The following is a 23,429-nucleotide window of genomic DNA, read 5'->3' as shown; positions in this document are numbered from 1 at the left end:
CCAGTGCCTGACCAACAACAATTAGGGGCCACCCCATATGCAAACCTGGCAACAACTCTACACCCCGCTTGGTAGTCTCGGCCTGTCCGCACTGGCGGCGGTCATCCCTATCGTGTTCTTCTTCCTGGCCCTGGCCGTGTTCCGCCTCAAAGGCCACGTGGCTGGCAGCATCACCCTTGCCCTGTCGATCCTGGTGGCGATCTTCGCCTTCCAGATGCCTGTCGACATGGCCCTGGCTGCCGCAGGTTATGGCTTCCTCTACGGCCTCTGGCCGATTGCCTGGATCATCGTTGCCGCGGTGTTCCTCTACAAACTCACCGTCAAGAGCGGCCAGTTCGAAGTGATCCGCAGCTCGGTGCTGTCGATCACCGACGACCAGCGCCTGCAGGTGCTGCTGATCGGCTTCTGCTTCGGCGCCTTCCTCGAAGGCGCGGCCGGCTTCGGCGCCCCGGTGGCCATCACTGCCGCACTGCTGGTGGGCCTGGGCTTCAACCCGCTGTACGCCGCCGGCCTGTGCCTGATCGCCAACACCGCACCGGTGGCCTTCGGCGCCCTGGGCATCCCGATCATCGTGGCCGGCCAGGTCACCGGCATCGACGCCTTCCACATCGGCGCCATGACCGGCCGCCAGCTGCCGCTGCTGTCGCTGTTCGTACCGTTCTGGCTGGTGTTCATGATGGACGGCCTGCGCGGCGTGAAAGAAACCTGGCCCGCAGCCCTGGTCGCCGGCTTGAGCTTCGCCGTGACCCAGTACTTCACCTCGAACTTCATCGGCCCAGAACTGCCCGACATCACCTCGGCCCTGGCCAGCCTGATCTGCCTGACCTTGTTCCTGAAAGTCTGGCAGCCCAAGCGTTCTTTCGCCGAAGCCAAAGGCAGCGTCGGCGCCGCCGTAGTGCAGCCGAGCGGCAGCCAGCCGACCCCATACAGCTTCGGCGAGATCTTCAAGGCCTGGTCGCCGTTCCTGATCCTCACCGTACTGGTCACCATCTGGACCCTCAAACCGTTCAAGGCGGCCTTCGCCCCGGGCGGCGCGATGTACAACTTCGTGTTCAACTTCGCCATCCCGCACCTGGACCAGCTGGTGATCAAGACCGCGCCGATCGTTACCGCGCCAACCGCCATGCCCGCGGTGTTCAAGCTTGACCCGATCTCCGCCACCGGTACCGCGATCTTCCTTTCGGCGTTGATCTCCATGGCCGTGTTGAAGATCAACTTCAAAATTGGTCTGACCACTTTCAAAGAAACCTTCTGGGAACTGCGCTGGCCAATCCTGTCGATCGGCATGGTGCTGGCCTTCGCTTTCGTCACCAACTACTCGGGCATGTCTTCGACCATGGCCCTGGTCCTGGCCGGCACTGGCGCCGCCTTCCCGTTCTTCTCGCCGTTCCTCGGCTGGCTGGGCGTGTTCCTGACCGGTTCCGACACCTCGTCCAACGCCCTGTTCAGCTCGCTGCAGGCCACCACCGCGCACCAGATCGGGGTCAACGACACCCTGCTGGTCGCGGCCAACACCAGCGGCGGCGTGACCGGCAAGATGATCTCGCCGCAGTCGATCGCCGTGGCCTGCGCCGCCACTGGCTTGGTCGGCAAGGAATCCGACCTGTTCCGCTTCACCGTCAAGCACAGCCTGTTCTTCGCCACCATCGTCGGCCTGATCACCTTGATCCAGGCCTACTGGCTGACCGGCATGCTGGTTCATCACTAAAGTGAAAGGGGCCGGGCGCCGTGACGCGCCCGGCATCTCCTTCAACCCACGCTGCGAGAATCCATGATCATTTCCGCCTCCACCGACTATCGCGCCGCGGCCCAACGCAAGCTGCCTCCGTTCCTCTTCCACTACGCCGACGGCGGCGCCTACGCCGAGCACACCCTGCGCCACAACGTCTCGGACCTGGCCAGCATCGCCCTGCGCCAGCGCGTGCTGAAGAACATGTCCGCGCTCAGCCTCGAAACCAAGCTGTTCGACGAAACCCTGAGCATGCCCGTGGCCCTGGCCCCGGTCGGCCTCACCGGCATGTACGCCCGCCGGGGCGAAGTGCAGGCGGCGCGTGCGGCAGCGGCCCACGGCATTCCGTTCACCATGTCGACGGTGTCGGTGTGCCCGATCGAAGAAGTGGCCCCAGCCATCGACCGGCCGATGTGGTTCCAGCTGTACGTGCTCAAGGACCGCGGCTTCATGCGCAACGCCCTGGAGCGGGCCAAGGCCGCCGGCGTGAAGACCCTGGTGTTCACCGTCGACATGCCGGTACCCGGCGCCCGCTACCGCGATGCCCACTCCGGCATGAGCGGTGCGAACGGCCCGATGCGCCGCGTGCTGCAGGCCATGACTCACCCCGAGTGGGCGTGGGACGTTGGCGTGATGGGCCGCCCGCATGACCTGGGCAACATCTCCAAATACCGTGGCAACCCCACCGGCCTTGCCGACTACATTGGCTGGCTGGGCAACAACTTCGACCCGTCGATCTCGTGGAAGGACCTGGAGTGGATCCGCGAATTCTGGGACGGCCCGATGATCATCAAAGGCATCCTCGACGCCGATGACGCCCGTGATGCGGTCAAGTTCGGCGCCGACGGCATCGTCGTGTCCAACCACGGCGGCCGCCAGCTCGACGGCGTGTTGTCCAGCGCCCGCGCCCTGCCGGCGATTGCCGATGCCGTCAAAGGTGACCTGAAGATTCTCGCCGACTCCGGTATCCGCAGCGGCCTCGACGTAGTGCGCATGATCGCCCTCGGCGCCGACACCGTGCTGATCGGCCGCGCCTTCCTCTGGGCCCTGGCCGTGCATGGCCAGGCCGGGGTGAAGAACCTGCTCGAACTGTTCGAGAAAGAAATGCGCGTGGCGATGGTGCTGACCGGCGCCAAGTCGATCAGCGAGATCACCCGCGATTCGCTGGTCCGCGAACTGGGCGCCTGAGCGCCTCCAACCGTACCGCCTGAATGACCGGGGCACGCCGCGCGCCAGACGCCGCGGCCCCGCGAGGAGATTGCATGAGCCTGCCCGCTGCGTTCCTGCGTGATGTCGCGCGCCTGATCCCCGCCGAACGCCGTTTCGACGACCCGACCTCCACCCTGGCCTTCGGCACCGACGCCAGCTTCTACCGGTTGATCCCCAAACTGGTGGTGCGCGTCGAGTCCGAGGACGAAGTGGTCGGGCTGATTCAACTGGCCCAGCGCGAACGCGTGCCGGTAACCTTCCGCGCCGCGGGCACCAGCCTGTCCGGCCAGGCCATCAGCGACTCGGTGCTGATCGTGCTCGGCGATAACTGGAACGGCCGTGAAATCCGCGGGCAGGGTGAACAGATCCGCCTGCAACCCGGCGTCATCGGTGCCCAGGCCAATGCCTGGCTGGCACCGTACGGGCGCAAGATCGGCCCCGACCCGGCCTCGATCAACGCCTGCAAGATCGGCGGCATCGTCGCCAACAACGCCAGTGGCATGTGCTGCGGTACTGCGCAGAACACCTACCACACCCTCGCCGGCCTGCGCCTGGTGCTGGCCGACGGCACCCGCCTGGACAGCGAAGACCCGACCAGTGTCGCGGCCTTTGCAAACAGCCACGCCGAACTGCTCGAAGCGCTGGCCCGCCTCGGCCGCGAAACCCGCGCCAACACCGAGCTGGCCGACCGTATCCGGCACAAATACCGACTGAAGAACACCACCGGCCTGTCACTCAATGCACTGGTGGACTACGACCAGCCGCTGGATATCCTGCAGCACCTGCTGGTCGGTTCCGAAGGCACATTGGGCTTCATCAGCGCCGTCACCTACAACACCGTGCCCGACCACCCACACAAGGCCAGCGCCCTGCTGGTGTTCCCCAGCGTGGAAAGCTGCTGCCGCGCCGTTACCGTGCTCAAGCGCCAGCCGGTGTCTGCCGTTGAACTGCTCGACCGCCGCAGCCTGCGCTCGGTGCAAAACATGCCAGGCATGCCGCTGTGGGTAAAAGGCCTGTCGGACAACGCCTGCGCGTTGCTGATCGAGTCCCGCGCCGCCAGCCAGAGCCTGCTGCACGAACAACTGCAGTTGGTGATGGCCTCGATCGCCGACTACCCGCTGGAGCAGAAGGTCGAGTTCAGCGAGGACCCGGCCGTGTACAACCAGCTGTGGAAGATCCGCAAGGACACCTTCCCCGCCGTCGGCGCCGTGCGCCAGACCGGCACCACGGTAATCATCGAAGACGTCACCTTCCCCGTCGAGCAACTGGCCGAGGGCGTCAACCGCCTGATCCAGCTGTTCGACAAGCACCATTACGACGAGGCGATCATCTTCGGCCACGCGCTGGAAGGTAACCTGCACTTCGTGTTCACCCAGGGCTTCAACAGCGCCGAGGAAGTCGCCCGCTACCAGGCCTTCATGGACGACGTGGCCCAGCTGGTGGCCGTCGAGTTCGGCGGTTCGCTCAAAGCCGAGCACGGTACTGGCCGTAACATGGCGCCATTCGTGGCGCTGGAATGGGGCCACGACGCCTACCAGCTGATGTGGAAGCTCAAGCGCCTGCTCGACCCCAACGGCATTCTCAACCCCGACGTGGTGCTGAGCGAAGACCCCGACATCCACCTGAAAAACCTCAAGCCGCTGCCCGCTGCCGACGAGATCGTCGACAAGTGCATCGAGTGCGGTTTCTGCGAACCGGTCTGCCCTTCCAAAGGCCTGACCCTCAGCCCACGCCAGCGCATCGTCATGTGGCGCGACATCCAGGCGAAAAAACGCGCCGGCGTCGACACCCGCGAGTTGCTGCAAACCTATCAGTACCAAGGCATCGACACCTGCGCCGCCACCGGCCTGTGCGCCCAACGCTGCCCGGTGGGCATCAACACCGGCGAGCTGGTGAAAAAACTGCGCAGCCAGGCCGCCGACCACGCCAGGACCGCCGACTGGCTGGCCGACCACTTCCACACGGCCCTGGGCGGCGCCCGCTTCACCCTGACCGCCGCCAACACCGCCCGCAAGCTACTTGGCGCGCCACGCCTCGGGCGCCTCAGCGCATCACTGAGCAAGGCCAGCAACGGCCGCCTGCCGCAGTGGACCCCGGCCATGCCACAGCCATTACGCACCATGGACTTCGGCCCGGCGAGCAACGATGCCCGCCCCCGCGTGGTCTACCTTGCCGCCTGTGTGTCACGCGTGATGGGCCCCGCCTACGCCGACCGCGAGCAAAGCTCGCTGCTCGACAAGACCCGCAGCCTGCTGGAAAAGGCCGGCTACCAAGTGGTGTTCCCGGACAACGCCGACAGCCTCTGCTGCGGCCAACCGTTCGCCTCCAAAGGCTACCCCGAGCAGGCCGAACACAAGCGCCAGGAGCTGATCAACGCCCTGCTCCACGCCAGCCGCGGCGGCCTCGACCCGATCTACTGCGACACCAGCCCCTGCACCCTGCGCCTGGTCCAGGACCTTGGCGAAACCCGGCTGGACCTGTACGACCCAGTGCGTTTCATCCGCACCCACCTAGTCGACAAACTGGAATTCACCCCCCAGGAAGAGCCAGTAGCCGTGCACGTGACCTGCAGCACCCAGCACCTGGGCGAGAGCCAGGCACTGATCGACCTGGCACGCCGGTGCAGCAAGCAGGTGGTGATTCCGGAGGGCATTCACTGCTGCGGCTTTGCCGGCGACAAGGGCTTCACCACACCGGAGCTCAACGCCCACTCGCTGCGCAGCCTGAAGGATGCGGTGCAGTATTGCAGCGAAGGCATCTCCACCAGCCGCACCTGCGAGATCGGCCTGTCCAGCCATAGCGGTATCGACTACCACGGCCTGGTCTACCTCGTAGACCGCGTCACCCGCCCACGCGCAATTTGAGTCATCCCTGTAGGAGCGGCCTTGTGTCGCGAAAGGGCTGCGTAGCGGCCTCAGGATTTCAGCTTCGCAGCTTGATTTGCCGGGGCCGCTACGCAGCCCTTTCGCGACACAAGGCCGCTCCTACAAAAACCGCATCGCCCGGTCGATGGCAACATCCAGCCACACACCACCCAAGCGCCAAGCCATCACCCCGATTGAACCCTCGCCAAATCCCGGCAGTCCACCTTTATAGGCCCACCTCCCAGCGGCCATGAAAGGAGACACTCATGAAAGGTACCGCGCTTTCGGCCCTCTTCGCGGCCGCTACCCTCCTCGCTTCGCCGGCATTTGCCGCCGATGACCTGTGCACCGCCAACCTGCAGAAGATCGACGACAGCATGGCCACCGCCGGCGCCACCTCCGAAGGCCTGGACAAAGCCCTCACCGAACAGGTCGACAAGGCCAAGTCTGCCCAGGCCGCAGGCAATACCAAGGACTGCATCGCCATCACCAGCAAGGTGCTGGAGCGCCTGGAAAAGACCGAGAAAGGTAGCGGTTCGGCCGGCGGCAGCGGTGCTTGAGCCCTCTCAGCGCGGGCGACAGGACCGGTTGTCGACGCCGCCCGCGCAATGGCGTATACTCCGCCTCACGTGCCGTAAGGTGCGTTAGCCAAGAGCGAGTGTGGGGCCGATCAGGATTCGACGCCGGTAGCGAAACTCTAGGTGCATGCCGAGTTGGTAACAGAACTCGTAAATCCACTGTTGCAACTTTCTATAGTTGCCAATGACGAAAACTACGAGGGCTACGCTCTCGCTGCGTAAGCAGCTGAGCCCGCTCTCCTGGTAGCTTCGGCTCCAGCAATCATCAGGGGATGCCTGTAAACCCGAAATGATTGTCATACAGAACAGGATCGTCGTGTAGCACGTTGGGGGCAAAGCGACTAAAACTTACCCAACTCATCCAAAGCACCCTGCCCGTCGGGCGGCTGCGGATTAAATCAGTAGACACGGCTAAGCATGTAGTACCGACAGCGGAGTACTGGCGGACGGGGGTTCAAATCCCCCCGGCTCCACCAAATCCAAAGAAGAAGACGCCCTCGGGCGTCTTTTTTTGTGTCTGAAATCTGCCGGTGTCGTAACACCCCGTTACGCTGAAAATCAGATTTAACCCCTTTCTTGTAGGGCATTTCCCAAAGATACTCCCAGCCATTGTGGTGTTCCGGGCTAGGCACTAGTGTCGGCTTGTCGTTGCCAAGCAACGATCGGCTTTGACAGGCCGCCCCGAACTAACCACATGGCTTTGCCTTTTATGGCAGCTGTCATGGGGCACCCCGTGTGCGCCGGTTTTGGTCTGTTCGCCGGTCTGTCAACCCATGCACAGCTGCCGCCTTTCTGTTTGACAGCAGATGGTCGTGGCCCTAACTGAACAGGCCTGCACAATGCTGAAGATAGTCCCCGATCCGCCCCACCTCCTCCACTCCCTGGAAGACACGCTGATGATGGCCGCTGACTACGCGCTATGCGCAGAGGCCGTCGCCCAGCAGGCAATGCTGATGCAGCCCAAGTCGCCTGTGTCACTGCTGATCATGACCTCAATGCACGAGATCGATGCCTTGCGCAAATTGCTCGAAGCGGCGTTGATCCAAATCCAGAAGCCCGCTGATCCGCAGAAGCTGCACTGATCCGCATCTTGATCTGCCTGGCCGGCCAAGCCAGGCATCAACGACTTCAGGGAGATCAATCAATGGCCACCGAAGAAACCCGGTTCACCGTAGGCAAAACCACCTTCTTCCAAGGTGAAAACCAGACCCACCCGCTATTTCGCATCGAAGCCGGCATCCCTTGCCAGGCCGCCCGCGAACAGGCCTCGGAACTGATGGGCTATGCGCGAGACCTGAGCCTCGACGGGCTGATGGAAGACAAACCCCAGCTGCTCTGGGCCTCGCACTACCTCTGCGCCCTGGCCAAGGCTCTGCTGGATGACGCCGAGTTAGGCATGACAAAAACGCCTTGAACTGGCCTTGGCAGCCGCTTTTTTGCAGGAGCGGCCTTGTGTCGCGAAAGGGCCGCAAAGCGGCCCCGGCAATCCCAGAGTCAGCCAATCATTTCTTCCGCGCCCGGACAATCATGGCATCCAGCTCAGCCAGTAGCTGATCCACATCCAGCTCAACAAATTCTCCTGGGTTGAGAATCTGCTCCATCACATCAGGATTGATGCGTTCAAAAAATTCATCCTCTGTTGGCCCCACCGCCCAGAGGTACCCCATCTCACTGTGCAACTGATGCAATGCACCGGAGAACTGAAGCGCCACAAGCGCAGCATCAAGTTCTTGGCGAGACACTTGGGGTGACTGCCTGGCGACCAATTCTCTCAACATCGAACTGGTAATCCCCGAACCAACCAGATTCAGGATCAGCGCTTCAAGTTCAGGCAGCTTGCTCATAGGCACCCCTTGCGCTCAGCGGCTGCCAAGGTCGTAACCCATCATGAACATTCCCATTTCGAGTTTCCGAACAGGCTTCCCGGCTCCCTCGTGGAAGCGGCTTCCCTGCGCCAACGGATGAGCCAAAGCCTCACTCAGCACCCAGCTCGCGCGCATGTTCCAGAGCGCGTGGTGATGACCACGTCGCAAGCGGGGAAACTTGAATTCATGCTCGTTACCTGGGTCGCGGTTCTTCGGCGCGGTAGCGTTCTGAGCCTCCTTCGCCGGCGCCCAAGGGAAGCGAAGCCCCTCCGGGAGGGCAGTCAGTTTTCGTTCGCTGCAATATCTCATCACAAGCCAGCCCAAGGCCGCAGCGACGCGGCTGTCATAGATGATGAAGTTTTCACATATCAGCGAGTAAACCTTGGTCATACCAGCGTTGAAGCGCAGATCACTGCGGAATTTCGGGCTATCGAGATTTCCCTGGCGCAGTACCTGTGCGACCTGTTCAATCATCGCTGCCAGCCCCACACGATTCTCTTCAAGCCATTGGTTGTTTCGAGCAGAAACACCACCCCAGGACATCGTCGCCTGAGTGCCACGCAGCATCGTGTCGTCACAGGCTGCGGCGCCAAGGTCTGCAGCCAGCGCTTCGAGGGCTGCAGCATTGCTGTCGGCGCAACTGCCCGCGCTGATGTTCAAATGCGGCACACCCGAGTGATGCCATTCGTATTGCTCATAGGCATCGTGGAGGTTGCAGAACTGCCAGTGCTTGGCCGTCTGTCGGTTGGTGTATTCATGCTTCACGTCCTTGTTCGATCCAAGCAGCTCAGCGAGCCACTCAATGAAAGCATTGACCTCTGCGCGGTCTTTGTAAGCGGGGAAACTACGGTGCGAGACCTTGATCTTCATGCGACGCTCCACTAATTTGAGGGCCTTTCTTGCTGGCAAAGTGATACTGACGGACAATAGGGACACATTTTGTCCGTGAGGTGCCTGTGGCTAAGAAAATTTCCAAGGAAAGCAGGTGCAAGGCACTGCTGGGTATCTTGCAGCGTGAGCGTGGCTCGCTGGCCACTGAAGAGCTTCACGCTCAACAGGCCCATTGGATCGAACAGGTCCCCCATCTCAAAACTACATTGCGCGACCTCCAGAACCTCGCATCGGAGGGCCTGGTCTCTGGTGAAAAGCCGGTAGGGCAAAAGTCGTATCGCTGGAAGCTGCGAAAGGCTCGGCTGGATCTCGCACTGACGCCATCTGAATCAATGACGCTGGAAGCCATGCTGCAGCATGCCGAGCGTTTCGGATTCAAAGTGGTTGCTGATCAGCTCGTGGAGCTCCGCAACTACGCGCTTGGGGTGATTGGCCGAAATTCGAAACACGACCTGGTCGGCCAAGGCAGAATCACTACGGGCACTCGCTTCATGACCCTGCTGCCCGGCGCTTATGATCCAGCTCACCTCGAGACGATCCAAGCGGCGATGCTTGAGGGCCAAACGCTAAAGGTTGCCTACAAGCCCCGCGATGTTGGCGATATCGAATGCACCTACATCTTGAAGCCGCTCGCCCTGTCATTCCAAGACTCCAACATCTATCTCTCGGCTTTCGTCGAATCCGAACAATGGCCCAAAGATAAAGCGCCCGAGCCGAATGCCCCGCGCGGGAAATACAGCAGCAATGGCCCTGACAAGCAGTGCGTGCTCATGCTTCATCGGATGGTCGGCGTTGAGACCTATTGGCGTGACACGCCTGAGCCGGAGGGTTACCAAGTTGGCTCGTTTGAGGTGCAGCGAGATCTCATGACCATTCACCACGAAGTGCCAATTGGCTTGCGGCTACGCCTTGAAACCAACCTCCTTAACCGCCTCACGGAAAACCCGCTAAGCGAAAATCAGCAGATCGAGCACGTCCCTGGCGGAGCGATTTTGCAATGCACTATTCAAGATACCCAGGGCCTGCGCCTGTTCTTGATGAGTAACGCTGACGAAATTGAAGTTATGGGGCCCGACTACCTTCGCGAACACATCAAGCATGCATTGCGTCGGGCCCTGAAAATGTACGCTGGCGATGAGCTGTGATACCCCGCAGCGGCAGATCAGGTCGAAATGATCGACCTGGTCAACGCCTCAGTAACCTTCCATGAACAACGTCGCCTCAAGATGGCGCAATCTGTACTGCTCGGAGCCTGCCTGGTTCAGAGCCACCAACATGGCCTGGCCCAGCGCATTGGCGTCGAGTTGAGCCGCCCAGCAAGTGTAGGCATTGCGCCAGACCATACTGGTCGACCGAGGGCGCGAGCCGCCGCGGCCAGCAACGCGGCCCAGTGCCGGGTAGCGCTGGCGCAACAGCGCGACGTCATTATCCGTTAGTGCCTGCTCGGCCAATTCAAGCAATGCCGTTGCCACCCGCGAGTCATAGATGAGGAAATCATCGGGATAGAACATTGCGTACAGCTTGGTCCAGGCGCCATTCATTGCGGCTGCCTGTCTGCGGCTGCGACGCTGGGCGAGGCGCAGGTTGTCGACCACCACCTGGGCATCTTCAGTGGGCACGCGCACCCCGCCCCACGCACAGATTTCAGCGAACAGCTGAAGCACTGCGTCGGCATTGCGGTCCAGATCCTCAGCCAGCAAACGCGCCCGCGCAATGAAATCGTCCAGAACCTTTTCAGTGGCAATGTAGCCAGTTGCCGGGGATGGCCAGAAGTAAGTGTCCAGGCGAGCCTTGAAGCCCGTCACCGGTTGCTCGGGATAAAGCGTTCGACGCTTGCGGTCGAAGATCTGGAAAGGTGTCTGAATCAGATGATTCATCAAATGCGCTTCGATGCTTGGTGCGCCCTGCAGGTTCGCCTGTGCGGCCACCGGCTGGGGTGCTTCGGCCTCCACGGCGGTTTCCTCCTGCTCGGTCAGGCCTAATACTTCATAGAGCCCCTCGGCAATACGCTTGTACTGCGGCGCCTGGCCTGCCTTGACCCAATGGCCCGTGCCTTGGGCCGCATTGGCCATCTGCGTGCGGATATGGCTCTTCTTGAAGAAGCCAAAGCCAACCCGATAACACTCAACGTTCCCTTCAAGTGTCTGGCGAATGACTCGACGGTCCTCTCCCAGCAGGTCCGTGGCCCGAAGTTGACGAGGCAAAGCCCCCTGCTCCACTTCCAGAACGATCGACTCGTACAGCGTCATTGAGCTTTTCCTTGTATTTCGAATCCGACTGCAAATAGCCACTAACGCTTATATCGGCAGCCTCCATGCCCGCTACAGTGCACGGCCGCCTGCACGATGGCCCTATGCCATGGCCAACACCGCCTTACCTTGGTTAAGCTACCGCCACTTACGCATCTGCAGATGTGCGCACAAAGTGGCCAAGCAACCGAAGGAACGACCATGGCAGCCAGCAGCAATTTCGCCTTTCTTCAGGAACATGACCCCGTGTTCCTTCAGCTTGCGCGTACCGCCGAGCAGGCATTCGCCAGCGATCCAAACACCACGCTGATCAAACTTCGCCAGCTCGGCGAAGCCTTGGCCCAAGACTTGGCCAGCCGTGCCGGCATCGTGTTCGAAGCCCACACCACCCAATCTGACCTGCTGTACAAGCTCAGCCGTGAGATCCAGCTGGATCAGAACATTCGCAACCTGTTTCACACCTTGCGCGTGGAAGGGAACAAGGCCACTCACGAGTTCCGCACGCAGCACCGCGAGGCCATGGATGGGCTGAAGGTGGGGCGTGCCTTGGCTATCTGGTACCACCAGTCATTTGGCAAGAATACCGCTTCGTTCAAGCCCGGGCCTTTCGTTACACCTAGCGACCCAAGCACTTCGCTACGTGACCTGCAAAGCCAGATCGAACAGCTCAAGGCGCAGCTCAGCGAGTCCAGCCAGCAGCTGGAAAGCAATCAGCAACTTGCCACCCTGCTCAAGCGTGAAGCAGAGGAATATGCAGTCCTCGCCGAGCAGATGGATGCCGAGTCGAGAAACCACAAGCAGTTGGCAGCAGAGCACGAAGCGGCTTTGACCAAGTTGCGCGCAGAACATGAGCAAAGCCTGAAGGCACTGCAGCAGCAAATCGCCGCACAGCCGCAGGCCAGCAAAGACGTTGCCGAAAAAACCAGGAAGGCCAGCAACAAGTTCCAGCTGTCGGAGGACCTTACCCGCATCCTCATCGACCAGCAGCTGAACGACGCAGGTTGGGAAGCCGACTCTCTGGAACTGACCTACAGCAAAGGTGCACGCCCGGAGAAAGGCAAGAACAAGGCAATCGCCGAATGGCCCACCAGTAGCCCGAAAGCCTGCGCCGACTACGTACTGTTCGCCGGCCTGGTACCCATCGCCATTGTCGAAGCCAAACGGCAAGGCATCGATGTTGCCGACCGGATCACCCAAGCCGAGCGGTACGCTCGCGAATTCAGATTCTCTGCCGAACATGTACAGCCCTGGCCGATGGCCGGCCAACCCCAGCATTGGGTTGATGGCAGCAATGGCCACTTCCAGGTGCCCTTTGCCTTTGCCTGCAATGGTCGCCCCTATATCAAGCAGCTTGCTGAACAGTCTGGTACCTGGTTCCGCGATTTGCGCAGCCCTGCCAATACCCGTCGGCCATTGCAAGACTTCCACACACCAGGCGACCTCCTCGACCTGCTCAAACGCAGCAAGGCAGAAGCCGAGGAAAGGCTGGCAAAGGAAGGCTTTGGCTATCTGAAGTTGCGCGACTACCAGGAGAAGGCCATCAAGGCCGTCGAACAGGCGCTGGCCGGCAACCAGCGCAATTGCCTGCTGGCGATGGCAACAGGCACAGGCAAGACCCGCACCATCATTGGCCTGATGTACCGCTTCCTCAAGGCAGAACGTTTCAAACGTATTCTGTTCCTGGTAGACCGCAGCGCCCTTGGCGAGCAGGCCATTGATTCGTTCAACGACACCACGCTTGAGCAGAACCACACCCTGGCCCAGATCTACGACATCAAGGCACTGGGCGACATGGCTGCCGAAGCGCAAACCCGAGTTCAGGTGGCCACGGTGCAAGCCATGGTCAGCCGCATTTTCCGCTCGGACAACCCTCCACCTGTGGGCGAGTTCGACTGCATCATCGTCGACGAGGCCCACCGGGGCTACACCCTCGACCAGGAGATGACCGAAGGCGAACTGGTCGTGCGCGATGCCAGCCAGTACCTCTCGCAGTACCGTCGCGTGCTGGATTACTTCGACGCCTGCCGTATCGGCCTCACGGCTACGCCCGCAAAACAGACCAGCGAGATTTTTGGCAAGCCGGTGTTCACCTACAGCTACCGGGAGGCCGTGGCCGATGACTGGCTGATCGATCATGAGCCACCAATCCGCTACGAAACCCAGCTTACCCAGCGTGGCATCCACTATGAGAAGGGCGAGTCGGTCAGTGTCATCAACGCCCAGACCGGTGAAGTCGATACGACGGAACTGGAAGACGAGCTCAATTTCAATATCGAGTCGTTCAACCGCCGCGTCATCACGCCTGCCTTCGACAAGGTCATCTGCGATGAGCTGGCCAAGGAACTGGACCCGTTCGGCGAAGAGAAGACCATGATCTTCTGCGTCAACCAGGCCCACGCAGAACGCGTGAAAAACCTGCTGGATGACGCCTTCAAGGCCGCTTATGGGGAGCAATACAACGAAGCGACCGTGCGCATCATTACTGGCCAGAGCGATCGGGTCGAGCAACTGATTCGCTGCTACAAGAATGAACCGCACCCGAGTATCGCCATTACCGTAGACCTGCTGACCACCGGCATCGACGTGCCGACCATCTGCAACCTGGTGTTCATGCGCCGCGTGCGCTCGCGCATCCTCTATGAGCAGATGAAAGGCCGGGCTACCCGACGCTGTGACGAGATAGGGAAAACGGTATTCCGCATCTATGACCCCGTCGACCTCTATGCCAGCCTGGAAGAGGTCGACACCATGAAACCGTTGGTCAAGAACCCGAATATCTCCCTGGAGCAATTGGTGGGTGAGCTGACTGACGACGCCAGCCACGACGCCCCTGGCAGCCAGGAAGACAGCAGTCACGCCCATGACGTGCTCGACCAATTGAATCAACGGGTCATGCGTATCCTGCGCAAAGCCGAGCACAAGGCCGAAAACAATCCGGCCATCAAACAGAAGCTCGATGAATTGCAGCAGTCCTGGGGCGTCGAACCCGGCAAACTGCATACCCATTTGCACGAGCTTGGGCCGCAGCAAGCTGCCAACTTCGTTCGCCAACACGGCCAACTGATCAATCAGCTGGCGGCTGTCAGTGCCCTGCTCGGGTCGGAGCGGTATCCGATCATCTCTGCGCACGAAGACGAGTTGGTGGTGCGTGAGCAGAACTACGGCAACTATGGCAAGCCGGCTGACTTCCTGGAAAGCTTCCACGAGTTCATCCACAAACAGCTGAACCAGTCGGCCGCGCTAAGCGTTGTGGTAAACCGCCCCAAGGATCTGACTCGCGAGCACTTGCGCGAAGTGCGGTTGCTGCTCGATCAGAACGGTTTCAACGAAGCCAGCCTGAAAAGCGCCTGGCGTAATCAGACCAACCAGGAAATCGCGGCAAGCATCCTTGGGTATATTCGCCAGGCTGCTATTGGCGAGGCACTGTTGCCGTTCGATCAACGTGTGGCAGAAGCCATGAAACGCATTTATGCCATGCAGGCCTGGACCCCAGTGCAGCGCCGCTGGCTGGATCGCCTTGCCAGGCAGTTGGTGCATGAGGTGGTGATCGATACGCAGCAAGTCAATGACGCATTCCGGGTCGATGGCGGCATCAGAGGCCTGGACCGCAATCTTGGCGGTAAGCTTGATCAGGTGCTGGAAGCGTTGAACGATAATTTGTGGTCGGCGGCTTGAAGCGTTCTATTCACTCGAAGGCCAGTCAGCAGGTGTCCATACTGCGCCCCGGTCGAGCGGAAATTCGTGTTATCCGCTCACTGGGCCAGTGCCCGAATCAGCTTGCAAAACAGACCTGCCGTGCATAACCTCCCCCGCAATACACCCGCCATGCCTATGGTTGCTCCGGCAGCTACGCACACATTGAGCGGGTTTTCTTTGCCCGGCAGCTTTCCAGCAAACCCGGCCTCGACATTCCTTTGCAATTCGCGCTGCTCAAGCACCGCGGGCTCGCATTCTTATCTTTTTTGAGAGTTACCATGACCAACTCCGACATCGTCCAGAAGCTCTGGAACCTGTGCGACGTACTGCGCGACGACGGGATCAACTACAGCGACTACGTTACCGAACTGGTACTGCTGCTGTTCATCAAGATGGAATACGAGCAGGTACAGAACAACGACGCCTTCAGCCACAAGCTGCCAGTGGGTGCACGCTGGCCAGACCTGGCCGGTAAATCCGGGATTAATCTGCTCGACCACTACCGGCAAATGTTGCTGGACCTGGGCAAGAACAGCGACCCGTTGATCGCCGCCATCTATGCTGACGCACAGACCCGGCTCAAGGAACCGCGTCATCTGGAGCAACTGATCAAGAGTCTGGATGGCATCGACTGGTTCAGCGCCCGCGAAGATGGCCTCGGCGATCTCTATGAAGGCCTGCTGGAGAAGAACGCAAGCGAGACCAAGTCTGGTGCTGGCCAGTACTTCACACCGCGCCCGTTGATCGACAGCATTATCCGCTGCATCAAACCGCAGCCCGGCGAGACCATCCAGGATCCGGCCGCTGGCACCGCAGGCTTCTTGATTGCCGCTGACGCTTACATCAAAAGCCAGACCGACGACCACTACGACCTCGACGAAAAAGCCCGCAGCTTCCAGCGCAATCGTGCCTTTGTCGGCGTGGAGTTGGTGCCAGGTACTCGCCGTCTGGCGTTGATGAACACCTTGCTGCATGGCATGGAAGGTGATGAAGAAGGTGTGGTGCACCTTGGCAACGCCCTGGGTCAGACCGGCGCTAACCTGCCCAAGGTCGACGTCATACTCTCCAACCCACCGTTTGGCACTGCCAAAGGCGGTGGTGGCCCGACCCGCGACGACCTTACCTACCGTACCAGCAACAAGCAGCTGGCTTTCCTCCAGCATATCTACCGTGGCCTCAAGCCCGGCGGCCGCGCTGCCGTAGTTCTTCCGGACAACGTGCTGTTCGAGGCTGGCGTCGGCACGGATGTGCGTCGCGACCTGATGAACAAATGCAACCTGCACACCATCCTGCGTCTGCCAACCGGCATCTTTTACGCGCAAGGCGTGAAGACCAACGTGCTGTTCTTCCAGAAAGGCAGCCAGGACAACCCGCGCCAAGACGAAGGCTGCACCCAGCGGGTATGGATCTATGACCTGCGCAGCAACATGCCCAGCTTTGGCAAGCGTACCCCGTTTGGCGTGCAGCACCTCAAACCCTTCGAAGAAGCTTATGGTGATGACCCAAATGGAAACAGTCTCCGTGCCGAGAACGTCGAGGGCATTGCCGAGAAGAGCCGCTTCCGAGTATTTACTCGAGAGCAAATTCGGGAGCGCGGCGACTCGCTGGATATCAGCTGGCTGAAAGAAGACACCGGCCTCGACACTGCTGGCCTGCCCGCACCGGAGATATTGGCAGGGGAGGCAATGGCAGAACTAGCCGAGGCTCTACGGGAGTTGGATCAACTGATGCAAGCATTGGGCGCGGGGGATGAAGCCGAGCAGCAGAAACGGATGCTGGCGGCGGTTGTGGGATTGGATGTAGGAGTTGGAGAATGAGTATTGGACTTCCGGCCGGCTGGGCTGCCGCGCGTATTGGCGACTTGGCGGAGCTGAATCCGAAGCAGGTATTCGATGATGATACTGTAGCTGGCTTTGTGCCCATGTCTCTTGCGCCAACCAACTTTCGAGAAAAACTTCGTTTCGATAAACGCCCGTGGGGCGAAATCAAAAAGGCTTACACAAATTTCAAAGACGGAGACGTGATTTTTGCCAAAGTCACGCCCTGCTTTGAGAACGGCAAGGCAGCCTTGGTCGAAGGCTTACCCAACGGTATCGGTGCCGGCAGCAGTGAGTTCTTCGTCCTCCGCCCGAGTTGTAACGAAGTATCAGCTAAGTATTTACTGGCTTTGATCAAAAGCTATGATTTTCTACGAGAGGGTGCGGAGAACATGACGGGCGCAGTAGGTCTCCGCCGCGTACCCAAGCAGTTTGTAGAGAATTACGATGTCCTAGTGCCTCCGGCTGCCGAACAAAAACGCATTGCCGCCAAGCTCGACGAGTTGCTGACACAGGTCGAAATATTGAAAGCACGTATCGACGGTATCCCCGCTCTACTGAAGCGCTTCCGCCAATCCGTCCTTGATGCTGGAGTTTCCGGTCGCTTAACTGAAGATTGGCGTAGAGACCAAACAGGCATCGATTCACAGTATGATGCCGACGGTTTGCCTCTCGGATGGTCTGTAGTACCTTTGGGTCGTTATGTTGTTAACCATGACGGTGCCCGTAAGCCTATTTCATCCAAGGAGCGCGAGTCTCGGATAGGTGATAATCCCTATTTCGGTGCGACAGGTCAGATCGACTGCATTGACGGTTATACGCATGACGGTGAGTTCGTGTTGGTTGGCGAAGATGGAGCGAATCTCCTAACTCGCGTTAAGCCCTTAGCCTTCACCGTTAAAGGGCAGGTCTGGGTGAATAATCACGCACATGTCATCGCAAGCCCACTTGGACACTCCAACGCTTATTTAGCTATCTACTTAAACACTCTCGACATTACTCAGTGGGTTAGCGGATCGGCTCAGCCAAAACTGAACCAGAAGAACATGAACGAAATCCCTGTTCATGTTCCGCTAGCTACTGAACAACTTGAAATCGTCCGGTGCGTCGAAAACCTCTTCGCTATTGCTAACCAATTGGAAGCCAAGCTCGCTTTAGCGCAAAGCCGTATCGACCATTTGGCTCATAGCATCCTGGCAAAAGCTTTCCGAGGCGAACTAGTGCCTCAGGACCCTAAGGATGAACCGGCTATTGCGCTGCTCGAGCGCATCAAAGCCCAACGAGCCTCAGCCCCCAAGACTAAGCGCAGTCGCCGATCCGCCACGGCGAGATAATCCTCACACCTGGAAGAAGTTGAACCATGCCCGTCCCGACCTACGACCAGTTCATCGAGCCCATCCTGCGCTTTCTCGCCTCCCATCCAGAGGGTGCCACCGCGGGTGAGACCCACGAAGCAGCCGCAGTCAAGCTTGGCCTGAGCGAATCGCAGCGGCAGGAGACCATCGCCAGTGGCCAGGCTACCTACAAGAACCGTTCGGGCTGGGCGCACGATCGGCTGAAACGCGCGGGCTATTCCAGCAGCGCCAAGCGTGGCTACTGGCAACTGACCGATACCGGCCGCGCCTTCGCCCAGGCTAACCCTGCCCCATTGAGCGCAGAGCAGGTCGAGCATCTAGCGGTGAACTTCATGAGCGTGAAGCTGAAGACAGCGCCGGATGCCGCACCACTGGATGAAAGCAACGATGCGACATCGCCAATTGCCAAGACCGACCTCGCTACCAGCAGCCCGCAAGAGCGCCTGAACCAGGCTATCCTTGAGTTGCGTACCAGCGTCGCGGGCGATCTATTGGACAGCCTGTTGCAAGCGAGCCCGACGCGCTTCGAGCATATCGTACTCGACGTACTGCACAGCCTTGGCTACGGCGCAAACCGTCAGGCACTGCAGCAAGTCGGTGGCAGTGGCGACGGCGGCATTGACGGCGTGATCTCGCTGGACGCACTGGGACTGGAAAAGGTCTATGTGCAGGCCAAGCGCTGGCAAAGCACCGTCGGCCGGCCCGATCTGCAAGCGTTTTATGGGGCTCTAGCTGGGCAGAAAGCCAAACGCGGTGTATTCATCACCACTTCCGGCTTCACCGCCCAGGCCGTTGACTTCGCGCGATCGGTCGAGGGCTTGGTGTTGGTCGACGGTGAACGCCTGGTCAACCTGATGCTCGACCATGATGTGGGCATCAGCTCTCAGCTCTACAAGGTGCCCAGGCTCGACAGCGATTACTTTGACGAATCGCTTGGCTAAGCCGCGCACCCAAAACACATCCGTTCTGCTACTGCATGAAGCTGGGCATTTCTATTTATGCCGCGTCCGACTTGGTCAGATACGGCACCTTTCCAGACGGCACCCAGTTGGCTGCTGCCTCCAGATGCACATCCTGATCATCGAAGAAGATGTGCGGATTAAATGCCCGAAGCACTTTAGGCTTCCCGACGCCACCAAGAAAGAAAGCTTCGTCAACGTATACGCCCCAAGCGCGAAGGGTGTTGATCACCCGCATCTCGGACGGTGAGTTTCGTGCAGTGACGATGGCGATTCTAATCGGTGAATCCTTCCCGCCGGTTGGCAACCGCTCCTGTAGCTTGGCAAGTTTGATCAGGAGGCTAGCGTAAGGCCCCTCCTCCATCGGAGTATGTTGCAGCGCATCTTCCTGGGCCTGAAAGGCATCCAGACCCTGAGTTTTGTAAACCAACTCACTGGCGTCGGAGAACAGCACTGCATCACCGTCGAAAGCGATACGCACCTGGCCTTCGGGAATTTTCGGAGCGTTGACTGGCGGCGCCTTGAGGATCGCCGCCGCACACTGCCGGGAGTCGATGACCTTTTGTGCGTCCTCCACATTGGTGGTCAAGAAAAGGTCGACATCGAACGCATCCATGTAGTCGGCAACAGACTCCCCTCCGGTAAAGGCAGATCGGGTTATCGCCAACTGATCACGGCGGATGGTTTTGAGCACTCGGATGCCGGTATCCGGGCTGTTGCGCGACATCACCACCACTTCGACCAGCGGCGACCGGTCGTCACTTTTCACGTGCTGATTGAGATCGAGCAGTGCCTTGACCAAGTGGTAGCCGGTACCCGGCTCAAGCGGCTCGTCCTCGTGTTCCTGCATGTACCGACGATAGTTATCGATCACGCTTTCTGGGTCGTTCTCCAGCGCCTCCTTGAACATCTGATCTGACTCACTCATATCGAACAAAGCAGTCGCGGATATGCCAACTACCAAGGTATTGCTCAGATCAAACGCCATGGTTCATTCCCTTTAAGTCTCGCGGAAAATACTAGCAGTTCGCCAGGCAACGCCAAAGAGGCTAAGAAAATGGGCGCGTAGAGAGCTAAAGATGTGTGCGCTTTATTTACCTGTATAAGCCTACATAATAGGCATGTCGCCAAAATTGACATATCGTTTAAATGTCATTTCCGCCATCCATGATCGAGAAGCAAGCAAATGCCTATCAGACCGAGACCTTACACATTTGAATGCACGCAATGCGGCTGGATAAAGACTCTGGCGCCCCCCAGTGATGCCCTGGGGCCAGGAGACTGGTTCGAAAAATGCCCTCGGTGTGGCAACGAGCACCTTGAACTCCGGCAACCAAGCTACGTTGAACGCCTGATCGTGGAAGTGATTTCAAGAAAGCGTCGCTTCTGAGGATGCTTCTGAGGATGAAGACAGCCAAGGAAATAGCCTTGTGGAGTGTGGCCAACAGCCACCACATCAATTAGCATCTGATGTCATCTTGATCTTACCTCGCGTTTCCTGAACGCAACCAGAATCTCCGCTGCACAGCCCGGCGGTGATCGGATGGATTCTCTCAAAATGGATTTGAACCTGAGCCCAACCTTCGACTACCTCGCACAACCGTTTCAGGTTGATGTGCTGGCTCTGTTCCCCTTTCTAAACGCTAAAGAAATTCGCAACCCGGGCGATGGTACTGAGTTGCGCTAGAAATTTGCGCACCCTGCCCCTGGGTAAATTTTTCAAGGAAGCATCATGCACGAAAAAAACATTGAGCTACTGCGTGACGAAGCCCAGCGACTGCTGCAGGTTGAAGTCGATCTTCTGAAGCAGATGCAGAGCCAACCGGGGGTTGTCACGCAAGCCCATGCAGGTGAACAACAGACGTTCACCATCGCGTCCATTTCCAAAGACATCGAAGTGTTGCGCGGCGAGCTTTCCAAACTCAACGATCTGGAAATGGTGCTGGCAGTTGTGGGCACCATGAAGGCAGGCAAATCGACCACTATCAACGCGATCGTCGGTACCGAAGTGCTGCCCAACCGTAACCGACCGATGACAGCTCTGCCTACGCTGATTCGTCATACGCCAGGCCAGATCGAGCCGGTCCTCAAACTTGAGAACAGTGCTCCAATCAACGACTTGATCCTTGAGCTGGCGGATGCCCTCGAAAGCCCTCAAGCCTCAGAGCAGTTGCGCAAGCTTGCGGTGGATGACGACATGCGCGAGTTGCTAGCGCTCATCAGTCAACGAGAGCGATTTGCCAAGCGACATGACGGCGCTGACTCGATCTTCCAGTTCCTCAAGAGTCTCAATGACCTGGTTCGCTTGAGTGCTGCGCTGAATGTCGAATTCCCGTTTGCGGATTATGACGAAGTTCATGAGATGCCAGTGATCGAGGTAGAGTTCGCTCACTTGGGTGAGACCGGCCAGGCAGGTGGCCGTCTCACGTTGCTGGACACTCCCGGGCCTAACGAGTCGGGGCAGCAACATTTGCGCAAAATGCTGAGCGAACAGCTGAAGAAGGCTTCGGCGGTACTGGCCGTCCTCGATTTTACTCAGCTCAAATCGGACGCCGACGCACAGGTTCGTACAGAGCTGGCGGAGATCGCCAGTGTCGCAAGCGGGCGTCTGTTTGCCCTGGTCAACAAATTCGACCAGAAGGACCGCAACGGCGATAGCGAGGACAAGATCAAGAGCGTCGTTGCAGACGATCTGATGCAAGGCATGGTAAAGCATGCGGACGTTCACCCCGTGTCGTCCCGCTGGGGATACCTGGCCAACCGGGCCAAGCACGAAGTGTTCCTGCATAAGAAGCTACCCGATCCAGATAAACAGCCCTGGGTCGTCGATTTTGCCGAGGAAGCATTCGGTCGTCGCTGGCAAAACAGTATTGACGATATGGACGAAGTCTTGAAGGCGGCCAATGCGCTATGGAAGGACTCGCTTTTCACACGCCCGCTGACCGACGTCATTCAGACCGCACATGCACGAGCTGCGACTTTCGCGGTTGACTCTGCCGCGTCGAAGCTTATTCACACAGCCGAATCGGTAGAAAAATTCCTTGGGGTTCGTGAGACCGCACTGGCGAAAAGTGCCAAGGTGCTGCGCGAGCAGATTTCCTCATTGAAGGGGGACATCGATAAGATCGAGAACATTCGCTCACACACCGAGAAAGAAGCAAAAGAAACGTTGGCAGACATTCAGAAACGTACGCAGAAAGTCTTCAAACAGATCAAGACTGAGACCGAACGAGCGATTGACGCCTACTTTAAGGAAGGTAAAGCCATCGAACTCGAGCAGACCTCCAGTAAGCCCGAAAAACAGAGAGATACTGATTTGGCACCTCTCTCTGGCATGAGCGGAGCAGTGGCGAGCTTGGTCGCATCGTTTATGAGTAGCGTAAAGACCAAAGTTGATTCCCATCAGGAAATTAAATTCTTTGGGGGATTGAAAGCAAAAGCCGATGCAACTCAGGATTTCAACCCCAACGATCCAATTATAAAATTCGACGATGAGAAATCTGCGAAAGAACTCATTGCAAAAATTGACGGAGCCATAAAGAAAAAGATCGGCAGTGCAGAAAAAGTAATGTTAGATGTCATGGGTAAAATCCTTGATAGTTTTGAGAAGAACTTCAAGACCAAGGTAACCGGCCATGCCCAGAAAATTGTCGACGACCTAAACCATAGGCTGTCGTCTGACGGTTTCTCGATCGAATTGAAAATCCCAAATGCCAGATCGTTACGTATCGAGCTAAACGCCAGCGATGCATTGGCCGGCATGGTCAGCCAGAAGAGCAAGCAAGTCACCCGTTATCGTCGCGAGACAGGCGTCTGGGGCACTGTTTGCAAATGGTTCGACAGCAACGACTGGGGCTGGGAGTCCTACAGCACTACCGAGAAGTTCTACCAGGTCGACATTCGGCAAGTGAAAGAGTCAGTTTCGACTGCAATTGCCAAGGTCTTCGATGGCCTGAACGAAACGATAGCCAAATCCATTGAAGTCCCGCTGAACGATGCTGTGGACAAGTTCTTCAGCGCCTTCATCGATACCGTTGAGCAGATTCGTGGCGACCTGCTTCAGGGCATTCGAGACCAGGAGATAAGCCAGGCTGAGCAACTAGCGTTGAGCCAACGGCTGGCTGGCCTCAAGCGCAATGTGCCGGCCATTCTTGCCGACAGCCGCGACTTGAAAAAAGACACTGAAGCATTCGACATCCTTCCAGAAGGCGTTTGAG

General features: G+C 58.8%; 17 protein-coding genes and 1 other RNA gene. 14 read left to right on the top strand and 4 right to left on the bottom strand.

The window, feature by feature from the left end:
* The first annotated feature begins 37 nt into the window (after positions 1-37).
* The 7 genes from APH27_RS05520 (at position 38) to APH27_RS05490 (ending at position 7,794) form a co-directional block, all read left to right on the top strand.
* A complete protein-coding gene (locus tag APH27_RS05520; RefSeq protein WP_060484220.1) occupies positions 38-1,708 on the top strand; it encodes a lactate permease LctP family transporter in 1,671 nt (556 codons plus the stop codon).
* 63 nt (positions 1,709-1,771) lie between these two features.
* Complete coding sequence (gene lldD, locus APH27_RS05515) at positions 1,772-2,917, top strand: FMN-dependent L-lactate dehydrogenase LldD (protein ID WP_027917706.1); 1,146 nt, start codon at positions 1,772-1,774, stop codon at positions 2,915-2,917.
* 74 nt (positions 2,918-2,991) lie between these two features.
* On the top strand, positions 2,992-5,802 hold the full coding sequence (locus tag APH27_RS05510; protein ID WP_060484219.1) for an FAD-binding and (Fe-S)-binding domain-containing protein: 2,811 nt from the start codon (positions 2,992-2,994) through the stop codon (positions 5,800-5,802).
* A gap of 266 nt (positions 5,803-6,068) precedes the next feature.
* Positions 6,069-6,362: a hypothetical protein gene (locus APH27_RS05505; protein WP_027917708.1), complete on the top strand. Its 294-nt coding sequence runs from the start codon at positions 6,069-6,071 to the stop codon at positions 6,360-6,362.
* A gap of 102 nt (positions 6,363-6,464) precedes the next feature.
* Positions 6,465-6,856: a transfer-messenger RNA gene (gene ssrA, locus APH27_RS05500) on the top strand.
* 363 nt (positions 6,857-7,219) lie between these two features.
* The gene (locus APH27_RS05495) at positions 7,220-7,462 is read left to right on the top strand and encodes a hypothetical protein (RefSeq protein WP_027917710.1); all 243 of its coding nucleotides are present in this window, start codon (positions 7,220-7,222) and stop codon (positions 7,460-7,462) included.
* Between the two features lie 62 nt (positions 7,463-7,524).
* Complete coding sequence (locus APH27_RS05490; RefSeq protein WP_027917711.1) at positions 7,525-7,794, top strand: DUF3077 domain-containing protein; 270 nt, start codon at positions 7,525-7,527, stop codon at positions 7,792-7,794.
* Positions 7,795-7,882: 88 nt separating this feature from the next.
* On the opposite strand, the gene APH27_RS05485 is transcribed toward APH27_RS05490, so the two are convergent.
* The gene (locus tag APH27_RS05485; RefSeq protein WP_060484218.1) at positions 7,883-8,224 is read right to left on the bottom strand and encodes a hypothetical protein; all 342 of its coding nucleotides are present in this window, start codon (positions 8,222-8,224) and stop codon (positions 7,883-7,885) included.
* A 15-nt stretch (positions 8,225-8,239) separates the two neighbouring features.
* Positions 8,240-9,115: a hypothetical protein gene (locus APH27_RS05480; RefSeq protein WP_060484217.1), complete on the bottom strand. Its 876-nt coding sequence runs from the start codon at positions 9,113-9,115 to the stop codon at positions 8,240-8,242.
* A gap of 86 nt (positions 9,116-9,201) precedes the next feature.
* On the opposite strand from APH27_RS05480, the gene APH27_RS05475 reads away from it, so the two are divergent.
* Complete coding sequence (locus tag APH27_RS05475; protein ID WP_256250553.1) at positions 9,202-10,281, top strand: YafY family protein; 1,080 nt, start codon at positions 9,202-9,204, stop codon at positions 10,279-10,281.
* A 48-nt stretch (positions 10,282-10,329) separates the two neighbouring features.
* On the opposite strand, the gene APH27_RS05470 is transcribed toward APH27_RS05475, so the two are convergent.
* Entirely contained in the window at positions 10,330-11,385 is a 1,056-nt protein-coding gene (locus APH27_RS05470) for a hypothetical protein (protein WP_060484216.1), read from the bottom strand.
* A 201-nt stretch (positions 11,386-11,586) separates the two neighbouring features.
* On the opposite strand from APH27_RS05470, the gene hsdR reads away from it, so the two are divergent.
* From hsdR to APH27_RS05450, 4 genes are all read left to right on the top strand, one after another.
* A complete protein-coding gene (gene hsdR / locus APH27_RS05465; RefSeq protein WP_060484215.1) occupies positions 11,587-15,060 on the top strand; it encodes a type I restriction-modification system endonuclease in 3,474 nt (1,157 codons plus the stop codon).
* Positions 15,061-15,359: 299 nt separating this feature from the next.
* Positions 15,360-16,898 (top strand): N-6 DNA methylase, encoded by a 1,539-nt coding sequence (locus APH27_RS05460; protein WP_060484214.1) that lies wholly within the window; start codon positions 15,360-15,362, stop codon positions 16,896-16,898.
* Positions 16,895-18,232 carry a restriction endonuclease subunit S gene (locus APH27_RS05455; RefSeq protein ID WP_060484213.1) on the top strand — a complete coding sequence of 446 codons (1,338 nt, stop codon included), beginning with the start codon at positions 16,895-16,897 and terminating at the stop codon, positions 18,230-18,232. The genes APH27_RS05460 and APH27_RS05455 overlap by 4 nt, the downstream gene beginning before the upstream one ends.
* Before the next feature lie 26 nt (positions 18,233-18,258).
* Positions 18,259-19,194, top strand: coding sequence for a restriction endonuclease (locus tag APH27_RS05450; protein ID WP_060484212.1), 936 nt, complete (start codon positions 18,259-18,261; stop codon positions 19,192-19,194).
* Positions 19,195-19,249: 55 nt separating this feature from the next.
* Here APH27_RS05450 and APH27_RS05445 read toward each other — a convergent pair whose 3' ends face one another.
* Positions 19,250-20,200, bottom strand: coding sequence for a 5'-nucleotidase (locus APH27_RS05445; RefSeq protein WP_060484211.1), 951 nt, complete (start codon positions 20,198-20,200; stop codon positions 19,250-19,252).
* Between the two features lie 570 nt (positions 20,201-20,770).
* On the opposite strand from APH27_RS05445, the gene APH27_RS26785 reads away from it, so the two are divergent.
* Entirely contained in the window at positions 20,771-20,899 is a 129-nt protein-coding gene (locus tag APH27_RS26785) for a hypothetical protein (protein WP_256250552.1), read from the top strand.
* Between the two features lie 45 nt (positions 20,900-20,944).
* Positions 20,945-23,428 (top strand): dynamin family protein, encoded by a 2,484-nt coding sequence (locus tag APH27_RS05440; protein ID WP_060484210.1) that lies wholly within the window; start codon positions 20,945-20,947, stop codon positions 23,426-23,428.
* Position 23,429 lies beyond the last annotated feature (1 nt).

It is taken from the genome of Pseudomonas sp. NBRC 111123 (assembly GCF_001320205.1).
GTDB classification, from domain to species: Bacteria; Pseudomonadota; Gammaproteobacteria; order Pseudomonadales; family Pseudomonadaceae; genus Aquipseudomonas; species Aquipseudomonas putida_J.
Note: the sequence above shows the minus strand (reverse complement) of the source record. Positions and strands in the feature narration are given on the sequence as shown.